Source organism: Arthrobacter sp. BF1, from assembly GCF_056680215.1.
The window spans coordinates 2,577,799-2,591,810 of record NZ_CM155271.1 but is presented as its reverse complement, the minus strand read 5'-3'; the positions used below and the strand labels follow the sequence as shown (position 1 = coordinate 2,591,810).

The following is a 14,012-nucleotide window of genomic DNA, read 5'->3' as shown; positions in this document are numbered from 1 at the left end:
TGCGCCGCTGCAGATGCAGTCGTCGTCCTTACCAAGCGCGTGGCAGAATAGCCCGACTGGTAACGTACCGTCACGCGCAACCCCTCGAAGAGCCATCAGGCTGAGGGGTTTTTTTATTTTCCGCAGTTTCGAGACAACAAATGATCCACAAGGAAGAGTCCGATGAGCAAAGGATCGCCGATCAGCCCCTCGCTGATGGCTACCAAGTCCGCTGGAGCCCCCAAGGCTCCGGAACGTGCCGACCGAACGGCTGACCACGCCGCTGTCGTCACTGATCTTGCCGCTGTCTCTCCTGTCCTTGGGCCGAACAACGTTGTACCCCCAACGGTGATGACCGGCTCAGAAGCTATTGTCCGCTCGCTCGAAGAACTCGGCGTGGACGATATTTTTGGTTTGCCCGGTGGCGCGATCCTGCCTACCTATGACCCCTTGATGGCCTCCAGGATGAATCACGTCCTGGTCCGTCACGAACAGGGAGCCGGCCACGCCGCGCAAGGCTACGCCATGGTTACCGGGCGGGTGGGCGTCTGTATTGCCACATCCGGCCCCGGTGCCACCAACCTCGTTACCGCCATCATGGATGCCCACATGGACTCCGTGCCGCTGGTGGCCATAACCGGCCAGGTATCCAGCGGTGTGATTGGCACCGACGCGTTCCAGGAAGCCGACATTGTTGGCATCACCATGCCGATCACTAAGCACTCGTTCCTGGTGACGGATCCCAACGACATCCCGCATGTCATGGCCGAAGCCTTCCACCTGGCCTCCACCGGACGTCCCGGTCCGGTGCTGGTGGACGTGGCCAAGGATGCCCAGCAGGGCCAGATGACATTCTCCTGGCCGCCGAAGATCGACCTCCCCGGCTACCGGCCGGTGACCCGCGGACACAACAAGCAGGTCCGTGAAGCGGCCAAGCTGATCGCGGCCGCCAGCAAGCCGGTCCTGTACGTGGGCGGCGGTGTAGTGAAGGCACATGCTGCTGCGGAACTCCGTGAGTTGGCTGAACTGACCGGCGCCCCCGTTGTCACCACCCTGATGGCGCGCGGCGTCTTCCCCGATTCCCACCCGCAGCACGTGGGCATGCCGGGTATGCACGGCACCGTTTCTGCCGTGACGGCGCTGCAGCAGTCGGATCTGCTCATCACGCTCGGAGCCCGCTTCGATGACCGGGTGACGGGCATCCTGAAGTCCTTCGCGCCGCACGCCAAGGTGATCCACGCGGATATCGACCCCGCCGAAATCTCCAAGAACCGCACGGCGGACGTTCCGATCGTGGGATCCGTCAAGGAAATCATCCCCGAACTCACCGAGGCGGTCCGCGCACAGTTCGAAACCGCCGGCACACCGGACCTCACCACCTGGTGGGCGTTCCTTAACAACCTTAAGGAAACCTACCCGCTGGGCTGGACCGAGCCGGAGGACGGGCTCAGTGCCCCGCAACGGGTCATCCAGCGCATCGGCGCCTTGACGGGCCCGGAAGGCATCTATGTTGCCGGTGTTGGCCAGCACCAGATGTGGGCGGCGCAGTTCATCAAGTACGAACGCCCGCACGCCTGGCTGAACTCGGGCGGTGCCGGCACCATGGGCTATGCGGTCCCTGCCGCCATGGGAGCCAAAGTGGGCGCGCCGGACCGTGTGGTCTGGGCAATCGACGGCGACGGCTGCTTCCAGATGACCAACCAGGAACTGGCCACCTGCGCCATCAACAAGATTCCCATCAAGGTTGCCATCATCAACAACTCCTCGCTGGGCATGGTCCGCCAGTGGCAGACGCTGTTCTACGAGGGCCGCTACTCGAACACCGACCTCAACACCGGCCATGAGACCGTCCGGATCCCGGACTTCGTCAAGCTGGCCGACGCGTACGGCTGTGCCTCGTTCCGCTGTGAACGGGACGAGGACATCGATGCAACCATCCAGAAGGCCCTCGAAATCAATGACCGCCCCGTGGTCATCGACTTTGTGGTGAGCCCCGACTCCATGGTGTGGCCGATGGTGCCCGCCGGCGTGAGCAACGACCAGATCCAGGTTGCCCGCAACATGACCCCGGAATGGGAAGAGGAGGACTGAACATGACCCGCCACACACTGTCCGTTCTGGTTGAAGATAAGCCCGGTGTTTTGACGCGCGTCGCGAGCCTGTTCGCCCGCCGTGCCTTTAACATCAATTCCCTGGCCGTTGGCCCGACGGAAGTTCCGGGCATGTCCCGGATGACCGTCGTCGTCGACGCCGATGGTGAACTGATTGAACAGGTCACCAAGCAGCTCAATAAACTGGTCAACGTGATCAAGATTGTTGAGCTCACCCCCGAATCTTCCGTACAGCGCGACCACATCCTGGTCAAGGTACGTGCGGATGCCGCAACTCGTCTGCAGGTGACCCAGGCTGCAGACCTGTTCCGTGCTTCAGTGGTTGACGTCTCCACAGACTCCGTGGTCATTGAAGCAACAGGCCACCCCGAAAAGCTCACAGCACTGCTTTCAGTGCTTGAGCCCTTCGGCATCCGCGAAATTGTGCAGTCCGGCACCCTGGCCGTTGGACGGGGATCCCGCTCCATGAGTGACAGGGCCTTGCGCAGCGCATAACAGGCCGGCGGAGCCCCGCTCCGCCCGTTGCGCAACGCCCGTGCAGTACCGCAGCACCACAGACTATTTACCTCGGAAATCCACTCAAAAGGAGTTACGCAAGTGACTGAAATGTTTTACGACGACGACGCCGACCTGTCCATCATCCAGGGCCGCAAAGTCGCAATCGTTGGCTATGGCTCACAGGGCCACGCCCACGCGCTGAACCTGCGCGACTCCGGCGTTGAGGTTGTCATCGCCCTCAAGGAAGGCTCTTCCTCGATCGCCAAGGCACAGGATGCAGGCTTCACGGTCAAGACTGTTGCCGACGCCGCCGAATGGGCCGACGTCATCATGATCCTGGCTCCGGACCAGCACCAGCGTGCCATCTACAACGACTCCATCAAGGACAAACTGACGGCAGGCAAGGCCCTGGCCTTCGCCCACGGCTTCAACATCCGCTTCGGCTACATCGAGGCGCCTGAGGGCGTTGACGTCATCCTGATCGCTCCTAAGGCTCCGGGCCACACCGTACGCCGCGAATTCGAAGCCGGCCGTGGCATCCCGGACATCATCGCCGTGGAGCAGGACGCCACCGGTTCCGCATGGGACCTGGCAAAGTCGTACGCCAAGGCCATCGGCGGCACCCGTGCAGGCGTCATCAAGACCACCTTCACCGAAGAGACCGAAACCGACCTCTTCGGCGAGCAGTCCGTCCTGTGCGGCGGCGTCTCCCAGTTGGTCCAGTACGGCTTCGAAACCTTGACCGAAGCCGGCTACCAGCCGCAGATCGCCTACTTCGAGGTGCTTCACGAGCTCAAGCTCATCGTTGACCTCATGTGGGAAGGCGGCATCGCCAAGCAGCGCTGGAGTGTTTCTGACACCGCTGAGTACGGCGACTACGTTTCCGGCCCGCGCGTCATCACCCCCGAGGTGAAGGAAAACATGAAGGCCGTCCTCGCGGACATCCAGAGCGGTGCCTTCGCCAAGCGCTTCATCGAGGACCAGGACAACGGTGGTGTCGAGTTCAAGGCGCTGCGGGCCAAGGCCGAGCAGCACCCCATCGAGGAAGTCGGCCGCGAGCTGCGCTCCCTCTTCGCCTGGCAGCAGCAGGACGCTGACTACGTAGAAGGCTCGGCAGCCCGCTAAGGCTGCTCTGCCGGCCCCCCTGTGGGGGTGCCCTCGTGAGGCCGGGTCCACTTAACAATGTGGGCCCGGCCTTTCCGTCCGCCTAGACTTGTTCCATCCCAAGGACTGCAACGCAGAGGATCACTCGTGTCAAAACCCGTAGTACTGCTCGCCGAAGAACTTTCGCCCGCCACCGTTGAGGCCCTGGGCCCGGACTTCGAAATCCGCCAGACTGACGGCTCAGACCGCTCCCAGCTGCTTTCCGCCATCGTGGACGTTGACGCCATCCTGGTCCGTTCCGCCACGCAGGTGGATGCCGAAGCCATCGCCGCAGCCAAAAACCTCAAGGTCATTGCCCGTGCAGGCGTGGGCCTGGACAACGTGGATATCAAGGCCGCTACCCAGGCCGGCGTTATGGTGGTCAACGCCCCGACGTCGAACATCATCTCGGCCGCTGAGCTGACCGTTGGCCACATCCTCAGCCTCGCCCGCCACATTCCGCAGGCAAGCTCGGCGCTCAAGGACGGCGAGTGGAAGCGCTCCAAGTACACGGGCATCGAACTGTTCGAGAAGAAGATCGGCATCATCGGCCTTGGCAGGATCGGCGCCCTGGTTGCGGCCCGCCTCAAGGGCTTTGACACCAAGATCCTCGCGTACGATCCCTACATCACCTCAGCCCGCGCAGCGCAGCTTGGCGTGCAGCTGGTCACCCTGGACGAGCTGCTGGCACAGTCCGACTTCATCACCATCCATATGCCCAAGACGCCGGAGACGGTGGGCATGCTCGGCGCCGAGGCGTTCAAGAAGATGAAGAAGACTGCCTACGTCATCAACGTCGCCCGCGGCGGCCTGGTGGACGAGGAAGCACTCCACGCTGCCCTGAAGGACGGCGAGATCGCCGGCGCCGGCGTGGACGTCTTCGTCAAGGAACCCAGCACCGACCTGCCGTTCTTCGAGATGGACAACGTGGTGGTCACACCCCATCTGGGCGCCTCCACCGACGAAGCCCAGGAGAAGGCCGGCGTCTCGGTGGCCAAGTCCGTGCGTTTGGCTCTGGCCGGCGAACTGGTGCCTGACGCCGTGAACGTGGCCGGCGGCGTCATCGCCCCCGACGTGCGGCCCGGCATCCCGCTGATCGAAAAACTGGGCCGGATCTTCACTGCGCTGACCCACGCGTCCCTGACCCAGTTCGACGTTGAGGTGGCGGGCGAAATCTCGTCCCTGGACGTGAAGGTCCTGGAACTTGCCGCACTGAAGGGGATCTTCGCGGACATCGTGACCGAACAGGTCTCCTACGTCAATGCGCCGGTCATCGCCGAGCAGCGCGGCATCAACGTCCGGCTAATCACCACGCCGGACACCGAGTCCTACCGCAACCTCCTTACCCTGCGCGGCGCCCTCAGCGACGGCTCGCAGATTTCTGTCGCCGGCACCCTTACGGGCCCCAAGCAGGTCCAGAAGCTGGTGGGAATCAATGGCTTCGAGCTTGAGATCCCCATTAGCGAGCACCTCGTAGTGGTCTCGTACGCCGACCGCCCGGGCGTGATCGGAACCATCGGACACATCCTGGGCATGAACAACATCAACATCGCCGGCATGCAGGTGGCACGCCAGGACGAGGGCGGCCAAGTGCTCGCCCTGCTCACCATCGACAGCTCCGTGCCGCAGCAGGTACTGGATGCCATCAAGGCTGGCATCGGCGCCGAGATGGTCCGCGAAGTCGATCTCGAAGACTAAAAGCATCACTAGAGTGAACAACGCGTGACCGGAGCTTAGCCCGGCCACGTATGATTGGCCGGTCTGCTTACAATGGCTAGGTCCTGTTTCAGGACAGCGCCGGCAGACCGGCCAATACTTTTTGCACACCCAGCAGGAAATCCATGATGTCCGCCGCCCGCGGACCGTGGTGTGCGCACGCAATCCAGGTTTCAGGGAGCCCAATGAACGCCGTCCAGAGGTTCATCAGAAGCAAAGTGCTGCTGTTGACCGCGGCCATCTTGATCGCAGCTATGTGCTTGTCGGTCCTCGTCCAAGGCCAGTCGCAGGCCGCGCTCAAAAGGACGGTGGATGAGAACTCGCGGGGACTCTACGACGTCCTCGTGCAAGCCAAGGCAGGGTCCTCGGCGCTTATGCAGCCGGAGATCGCCAACGGCGGGGGAGGCGTCAGCTTCGACCAGCTTGCGGAGATCCGCAAGCTCTCCGGAACCTCAGTTGCGGCTCCGATCAGCCTGGTCTCCCGTGTCACGCAGAACCTGGAAGCTCCCCGGCTCGATGCCATGGACTTCCTGGGCTACAACTCAGGGCTTGCAGGCACAGCCACCACGGACCAGGCAGCCGGTGCCACCGACCCCGCCAAGTGGCCCGCGGCCGAATCTGTCCTGAGCGACACACCAAAGAAGTATCGTCTCACCGCGAGTGCAGTCAGCTCGGACGGCGTGTCCGAGCAGGTGCTGTTCAAGTCCTCGGCCGAGGGATCGCTCGGCAAGGCCAAGCTCGTCGAGGAACAGACGGCCGGCGGCAAGAGTATCCGGATCGCAGCCCCGACAGGGGAGACGGGCATCAAGTTCCCCGCCCCCGCCGGCGGTTCCGAACACAACCTCTTTAACCTGTCGGTGTCCCTGCCTCTGTCACCGGAGGTGACCGAATCCGTCGTCGCCGTAGACCCTGTGGCCGAGCGCGCACTGCTTGGCTCCGCCGGTGACTTCCTCGCACCGCTGGAGAAGGCCCCGCCCGCTGACGCCCGCAACGCCGGAGCGATCGGCCGGCACTTCGAAAGCCTCTTCACTAACGGCATCAGCATGCAAGAGCTCGAAGAGGGACCTGACTTTCTTGGTGTCAAGCTTAAATACTGGGCGCCGCTGATGACCCAGTACCAGCAGGCCAAGCGCACCGGCCAGCTCACCGCTGACTCCCAGGGCATCCCGCTGATTGTGCGCTCCGGAACCTCCCTTGACCTTAAGTACAACGTCAAGATCGAGGAGATCGACTCCGCCGGCAAGGTAGTCAAGGACGTGGGCACGGCATCGCGTTCACTGGACAAGAATTACCTGCCTTTCGTTTCCAAGGACCCGTTCGCTTTGTCCTGGCCAGGCTCCACCGACCATTCATCGCTTTTGGGCGCCCAGGGCAACTTCAACCAGGGCCTCTACACTCCCGCCACATGGAGCACCGACTTTGCCGCCGCGCCGAAGTACACCGACGGCGAGAAGGCTGCCAACGGGGCGGTCGGGAAGACGGCCACTCCGGGGGACTGGGTCACCGTGAACCGCCTGCCGGAGAAGGGCGCCAACGGTGCCCCGGTGGACCAGACCCAGCGTGAACCGGTAGACGAACGGTCCTACCGCGAGGACCTCGCTACGGGTGCCAAGCTCGCCGCTCCGCTGGCCATGGTTTACGGAACGTTCGACCCCGCGGCTGTCGAAGCAGCCGCCGGCGACGTCAACCGGCTGCCCTTGGGCGGCTACGATCCGACGCCCCTGACCCTCACCAAAGATGCCGACGGCAAGGCCGTGGCAGCCACGGACCTCAAACCATCGCTCAGTGCCACGGGACTGGCCAGCCAGTCAGCGGGTGCCATCACGGACTACTACGGCCTTGCAGCCGCCCGCGGCTACAAGGACAACGCCGCGGTGATCGACGCTGTCCGGGTACGGGCCAAGGCCCCCGGCAGCTGGAAAGAAGCCCAGCCCGACGTCGAAAAACTCGCCGGTGAAATCCGTGACATGGGCCTGGAAGCCACCGTGGTGGCCGGTTCAGCGCGCGAAGACGCCAGCATCTTTGTCCCCGGATACTCCAAGGACGACGCCGGCAAGGAGTCGCCGCTGGGCACCGTCCAGCAGTCCTGGGTCCGGCAGAACGCGGCAGACGCCGTCACCGGCTCCCTGACGGGCACCAACGTCACGTTGCTGTTCCTCACCCTCTGTGGAGCCGCCCTGCTGACCGGCGCCTCCACTGTCAGCTACATCCGGAAACGCAAACGCGAAGCCGGCACCCTGCGTGCCATGGGCTGGACCCAGCGGCGGATCCGTACTTGGGTGCTGGAGGAATTCGCTGTCGGCGCGGCCCTGCTCGCAGTCGCCGGCATCGTGCTGAGCCTGGTGAGCTGGAGCCTGACCACGGCAGTGGTGTCCGCCGCCGTCCTGGCCCTTTATGCGGCAGCGGCCTTCTTCGCGGCACAGCAACTGCGGCACCGCGACGAGGTGGATCAGGAACCGCAGCACGATGAGCGGCTGATCCCGGTGGACTCACCGCTGACGTTCGCCAACCGCCAACTGAGCACCAACAAGTTCAACACCTTGTCTCTGGCAGTGGCAGTGGGCGTGTTCGGAGCCGCAGTGGGTGGTCTGGTGGCTTTGCTGATCGACATTCCACGCGCCGCCGGGGCGAGTGCCCTCAGCGGCCTGGCTGCGGCCAGCGTCGCCCTGCCGAGCATGCTGCTGGCCCTGGCCGGGGTCGCGGTCGGCCTGATATTGACCCTGGTGACCGGGAGATTTGAGCTCAACGCCAAACGCCAGTACCTGGGGATCCTCGAAGCGATGGGCTGGAATCCGGACATGCTCCGCCAGGTCCGCCTCTTCGAAAATGCGCTGGTGGGCACCGTGGCCCTGCCACTGGGCGTCCTCGGCGCGCTGGGCATCGGGCTCCTCCTTGCCCCGTATGCCGCACTGTGGGCCGGCGTCGCCGGCCTCGTGGCTGTACTTTGCTGGATACCGATTGCAACGAAAGTGGTCCAATGACAAACCAGACGAATGTTCACCGGAGCCGGAGGTCCGGCGCTGCTGACGCGCCCCTGCAGACCCGTGCCAACACCATCGTCAAGGCCGCGGACCACGAGACCCCGCTGGAACTGAGCGATATCACCATCCGCTACGGCGGCGGCAAGGGCGGTGCGGAAGCCGTCAGCGTCGTCGAGGGCTTCGACCTCACCCTGCACGCCGGCGAGATGCACTGCGTCGCCGGCCGCAGCGGCTCGGGCAAGACCAGCATCCTGACTGTCGGCGCGGGACTGACGCTGCCGACGTCGGGCCGCGTCTTCTGGGAAGGCGATTCGCTCGAAAGCATGGGCGACGACGAAATCGCGGACCGCCGTCGAGCCCTGATCGGTTACGTGGATCAGGGCGGCGCCCTGATTGACGGCATGAGCGCGCTCGAGAACGTCCTGCTCCCCGCGGTGCCCGACGGCGAGGTGGACCAGCGGCGCGACATGGCCAAGGACCTCCTGGACCTGGTGGGCCTCGGGCGCCGGATGCGTCACCGCCCGGCGCAGCTCTCCGGCGGTGAACGCCAGCGTGTAGCCATTGCGCGTGCACTGATCCTGGGCACGCGCGTGCTGGTGGTGGATGAGCCCACCGCCAGCCTCGACAGGGCATCCGCCAACCGCATTATCAGCATCCTCAAGGACACCACCTCGGACGGAATCGCGGTGCTGGTCGCTTCACACGACCATGAACTGGTCCGCCTGAGCGATACGCTGACTGAACTCATCTAGCCCGCCCCTCCGCACCAAAGGTACTGTCCGCACGTGACTGCTTCAGAGAAATCCCCGTTCTACATCACCACGGCCATCACTTACCCGAATGGCGTGCCCCACATCGGGCATGCTTACGAGTACATTGCCACCGACGCCATGGCCCGCTTCAAGCGGCTGGACGGGCATGAAGTGATGTTCCTGACGGGCACCGACGAGCACGGTATGAAGATTGCTCAGGCGGCGGAGAAAGAGGGCGTCACGCCCAAGGAGCTGGTGGACCGCAACGCCGAGGTATACAAAGCTGCGCACGCCGCTCTCGGCATCACGTACGACCGCTTCATCCGGACTACGGACGCTGACCACTACGCCGCCTCGCAGGCCATCTGGAAAAAGATGGAAGCCAATGGGGATATTTACCTGTCCAAGTACGAGGGCTGGTATTCCGTCCGGGACGAGGCGTTCTACGTGGAAGACGACACCGTGGTGAAGGACGACGGCGTGCGGTACTCCAAGGAGACGGACACCGAAGTGACGTGGACAGCGGAGGAGAGCTACTTCTTCCGGCTGTCTGCCTACCAGGACCGCCTGCTGGCGCTTTACGAGGCCCAGCCCGAATTCGGAGCTCCACAGTCCCGGTTCAACGAGGTCATCAGCTTCGTCAAGCGCGGTCTGGAGGACCTTTCCATCAGCCGCACCACCTTTGACTGGGGCGTTCCGGTACCAGGCAACGACAAGCACGTGATGTACGTGTGGGTGGACGCGCTCACCAATTACCTGACCGGTGTGGGCTACCCGGACGTTGAATCGGAGTCCTTCCGCAAGTTCTGGCCGGCTGACGTGCACATCATCGGCAAGGACATCTCCCGCTTCCACGCCATCTACTGGCCCGCGTTCCTGATGAGCGCAGGCATTGAGCTGCCCAAGCGGGTCATGATCCATGGCTTCCTCCACAACAACGGTGTGAAGATGTCCAAGTCCTTGGGCAATGTGGTGGCCCCGGCGGACTTCGTGGCACAGTACGGCCTCGACCAGGTACGCTTCTTTTTCCTCCGCGAAGTCCCCTTCGGTGCCGATGGCAGCTACAACCACGAGGCAATTGTGGGCAGGATGAACTCTGACCTGGCCAACAACTTCGGCAACCTTGCGCAGCGCTCCCTTTCCATGGTGGCGAAGAACTGCGAAGGCAAGGTTCCGGTGCCGGGAGCCTTCACCGCTGAAGACACGGCGATACTCAAGCAGGCCAACGGGCTCCTGGAGACCGCCAGGGCAGCCTTCGAAAAGCAGGAGTTCAGCCGCGCCTTGGAGGCTATCTGGGGCGTACTGGGGGACACCAACGCCTACTTCGCCGAGCAGGCCCCGTGGGTGCTGCGGAAGACCGACGTCGGACGCATGAACACAGTCCTGTACGTCACGCTGGAAGTGCTGCGGATTGTGGCCATCCTGGCGCAGCCGGTGATGCCGAATGCCACGGCGGCTCTGCTGGATACCCTTGGCCAGCCCGAGGGCGAAGCTCGCCAGTTCGCCGCGCTCACCGCGCCGATCGTCGCCGGAACGCCGCTGCCCGCACCCTCGCCGGTATTCCCCAAGTATGAAGAACCCGCCGAAGCCTAGGTAGGTCCGGGCAGACTACTTGTTTGTACCCGAACTGAGTACGGTTCGGGGAAAGACAGTATGAACAGTCCCAAAAAGTGGGTAACGAGTACTGGAGACATGCCCAAGTGCGCTGCATAGCCTTGTCGAGTTAGCAAACTGATGATTCGCATCTGGGAGAACCGTCGCACCGGTGCAATCTGTTTGCCTTTTTCGCCCTTGCATCGAGGCGTCGTTTTTCCTCCCGTCTGATCAGTTTGGACCAGACAATGGATGGAGACGGAAATGAAACGGATCCTTGCCGCCTTGGGCGTCACCGGCCTCGCATTACTCGGTGCCACCGCTCCGGCTGCAGCAGGTGGGGACGCAGAATCTGATCACAAGATCACGATTTGCCACGCCACAGGCTCGGAAAGCAACCCCTACGTGTCGGTGACGATCGACCTGCATGCGCTCAAAGCCCACGTGGACCACCAGAACTGGGACGACATCATCCCGGTAAACGACGTTCTTCCGGCGGGCCGGAACCTTGACAAGCTGGACATTTGGAAGGCTGGCTGCACCGTTGCCGACGACCACGGAAACGGCGACGACCACGGAAACGGCGACGACGACGGCCACAAGATCACGATCTGCCACGCCACCGGCTCTGAAAGCAACCCCTATGTGCAGATCACGGTTGGCTTTAAGGAATTGAAGGGGCACGCCCAGCACGGTGATGACATCATTCCCCCGACCGGCAAGTGGGAAGGCCAGAACTGGGACGATGAGGGGCAGGCCACCTACAACAACGACTGCGTTCCCTGCCCGCCTGAGGTCGTGACTCCGGAGACCCCTCCGGTGGTAACTCCTCCTGTGGAAACTCCTCCAGTGGAGACTCCTCCAGTGGAGACCCCCCCGGTGGTAACGCCTCCGGTCGAAACGCCAGTGGAGACTCCAGTTGAGACTCCCACCGGGGCCGTCGTCGTGGCGCCGCCCGTCGCGGCGGCTGTCGTGGTGGCAAACAATGCCGGATTCAATGTCCAGACCGCAGTGGCACCTGCTGACACGGGGCTTGCTCCCTGGGCTGCAGGGCTGATTGTGATGATGCTGGCAGCTGCGGGAGTGGCCGCCCGCAAGGTGCTGCAGGAAGGCGGCCACGCCGGGAACCGCAAGCACTAATCCCGGTAACTGATGCCCGCGAGGGCATTGCGGAACACCGTGGCAGGCGCCGTGCCCACAACGGCACGGCGCCTGCCGCCACCCAGGCACATTCCCGCCGAGCATGCGAGGGAACCATGGACAGCGACCCCCAGGCGCCCGCTGCAGATCCACCAACGGCCACCCGTCCGTCGGAGCCGGCTCCGGACACTCCGCGGCGGATTTTCCACGTCAGAAGCATCCTGTTTATAGTCCTTTGCGGGCTCCTTGCTTATCTCGCTGTCTCATTCCTTCCCCAGGTAACGGGTCCCGCGACGCCACCGGAAACAAATATTGTCCGGCCAACGCCCACGGCCCTGTCCGTGCCGACACCAACGCAAGTCCACACCCCAACGGCCGCGCCGTCCGTGCCGGCGGCTCCCGTCCCGGCAGGCCCGGCAGCATCCGCGCCCCAGCGGCTGATCTACCCTGCAGCGGACATGGACGTTCCGATCCACCCCTTGGAGCCCAGTGCCGCGGACCAGGCAAACCAGTCCATTGTCCCGCCAGCCACCATGGACGGTTACTGGCTCACCCCCTACGGAGTACCAGGTGCCGGCTCTACGAACACCACCTATGTGGCCGGCCACGACTGGGTGGACCGGGATGCACCTTTCAACCGGCTGAGCACGAAGGCCGCTGTGGGCGACCAGCTCACGGTCGCCACCGCCACCGGCGAACTGGCCTACCGGGTGGATTCTGTGACGACCTACAGCAAGTCAGGCCTGAAGGACAGTCCCATCTGGCAGGTGGCGCCCAACAGGCTGGTCCTTATTTCCTGCTACACGGATGACCCATGGGGCACCAACGTGGTGGTGGTCGCTTCACCGGATCCGAACGTTTCCCTTCGCTGACTCGCACGGATCACCACTTTCATCGCTGTAGTGGCCATCTCAGTAAGTGAGACTGATTGTCCGGCATGCGGATCCAGTTAATACTCTTGAACCATGAGCGCATCCACCATCAATCTCGCAGTTATTCCCGGTGACGGCATTGGCCCCGAGGTCATCGCCGAGGCCCTAAAGGTCCTCGAGAAGGTTGTAGCCGCTGAGGGCGTGGACCTTCAGCAAACCCACTACAAGCTCGGTGCCGAGCACTGGCTGGCCACCGGCGAGACCCTGCCGGACGATGTCCTGGCAGATCTGCGCACCAGGGACGCGATCCTGTTCGGTGCAGTGGGCGCCGCCCCCGGCGACACCAGGATTCCGTCGGGCATCATCGAGCGGGAGATGCTCCTCAAGCTCCGCTTCAGCCTGGACCACTACGTCAACCTGCGGCCCTCACGTTTGTACGGCTCGGTGGGCAGCCCGCTGGCCAACCCCGGCGTCATCGATTTCATCGTGGTTCGGGAGGGCACCGAAGGTCCGTATGTGGGCAACGGGGGCACTCTGCGCGCCGGCACGCCGCACGAGGTGGCCACCGAAGTCTCATTGAACACGGCACACGGTGTGGAGCGCGTAGTCCGCGATGCCTTCCGCCGCGCCAGCGCCCGGGAACGAAAGCACGTGACCCTCGTGCACAAGCACAACGTCCTGGTTTATGCCGGCCACCTGTGGAAGCGCACGGTCGAAGCTGTCGCGCAGGAATTCCCCGAGGTCACGCACGATTACCTGCACGTTGATGCGGCCACCATCTTCATGGTCACCGACCCGTCCCGCTTTGACGTGATCGTCACGGACAACCTCTTCGGAGACATCCTCACCGACCTGGCCGCGGCCATCACAGGCGGCATTGGGTTGGCCGCTTCCGGCAACATCAACATGGACCGCACCGCTCCGTCCATGTTCGAACCGGTCCACGGCTCCGCCCCGGACATTGCGGGCCAGCAGAAGGCAGATCCCACCGCGGCCATCCTCTCTGCTGCGCTCCTGCTGGACCACCTCGGCTATGCCGGGGCGGCACGGAAGATCGAGGCGGCCGTGATCGCCGACGTCGAAAACCGCGACGGCGGTGCCCGCAGCACCAGCGTCGTCGGAGACGCCATCGCCGCAGCGCTTTAGGCACGCACCGGGGGCGCTGCCAACGGGCGTAAGCTTGTTTCGAATTACCAACTGCTGCCCGGCGGTTCAATGCTGAATTTT

General features: G+C 63.6%; 10 protein-coding genes. All 10 read left to right on the top strand.

The window, feature by feature from the left end:
• The first annotated feature begins 162 nt into the window (after positions 1-162).
• The 10 genes from AC1MCD_RS12150 to AC1MCD_RS12105 all read left to right on the top strand — a co-directional run bounded on the left by AC1MCD_RS12150 (position 163) and on the right by AC1MCD_RS12105 (position 13,931).
• Complete coding sequence (locus AC1MCD_RS12150; RefSeq protein ID WP_498672251.1) at positions 163-2,070, top strand: acetolactate synthase large subunit; 1,908 nt, start codon at positions 163-165, stop codon at positions 2,068-2,070.
• A gap of 2 nt (positions 2,071-2,072) precedes the next feature.
• Entirely contained in the window at positions 2,073-2,585 is a 513-nt protein-coding gene (ilvN, locus tag AC1MCD_RS12145) for an acetolactate synthase small subunit (RefSeq protein WP_190989779.1), read from the top strand.
• 102 nt (positions 2,586-2,687) lie between these two features.
• Positions 2,688-3,713 (top strand): ketol-acid reductoisomerase, encoded by a 1,026-nt coding sequence (gene ilvC, locus AC1MCD_RS12140; RefSeq protein WP_498672247.1) that lies wholly within the window; start codon positions 2,688-2,690, stop codon positions 3,711-3,713.
• Positions 3,714-3,839: 126 nt separating this feature from the next.
• On the top strand, positions 3,840-5,429 hold the full coding sequence (serA, locus tag AC1MCD_RS12135) for a phosphoglycerate dehydrogenase (protein ID WP_498672244.1): 1,590 nt from the start codon (positions 3,840-3,842) through the stop codon (positions 5,427-5,429).
• 203 nt (positions 5,430-5,632) lie between these two features.
• Positions 5,633-8,428 carry an FtsX-like permease family protein gene (locus AC1MCD_RS12130; protein ID WP_498672242.1) on the top strand — a complete coding sequence of 932 codons (2,796 nt, stop codon included), beginning with the start codon at positions 5,633-5,635 and terminating at the stop codon, positions 8,426-8,428.
• Positions 8,425-9,180, top strand: coding sequence for an ABC transporter ATP-binding protein (locus AC1MCD_RS12125; RefSeq protein ID WP_491350323.1), 756 nt, complete (start codon positions 8,425-8,427; stop codon positions 9,178-9,180). The genes AC1MCD_RS12130 and AC1MCD_RS12125 overlap by 4 nt, the downstream gene beginning before the upstream one ends.
• Positions 9,181-9,213: 33 nt before the next feature.
• Positions 9,214-10,773 (top strand): methionine--tRNA ligase, encoded by a 1,560-nt coding sequence (gene metG / locus AC1MCD_RS12120; RefSeq protein ID WP_498672240.1) that lies wholly within the window; start codon positions 9,214-9,216, stop codon positions 10,771-10,773.
• A gap of 264 nt (positions 10,774-11,037) precedes the next feature.
• Complete coding sequence (locus AC1MCD_RS12115) at positions 11,038-11,913, top strand: hypothetical protein (protein ID WP_498672238.1); 876 nt, start codon at positions 11,038-11,040, stop codon at positions 11,911-11,913.
• Between the two features lie 116 nt (positions 11,914-12,029).
• Entirely contained in the window at positions 12,030-12,785 is a 756-nt protein-coding gene (locus AC1MCD_RS12110; protein WP_498672236.1) for a class F sortase, read from the top strand.
• A gap of 93 nt (positions 12,786-12,878) precedes the next feature.
• Positions 12,879-13,931: a 3-isopropylmalate dehydrogenase gene (locus AC1MCD_RS12105; RefSeq protein ID WP_498672235.1), complete on the top strand. Its 1,053-nt coding sequence runs from the start codon at positions 12,879-12,881 to the stop codon at positions 13,929-13,931.
• Positions 13,932-14,012 lie beyond the last annotated feature (81 nt).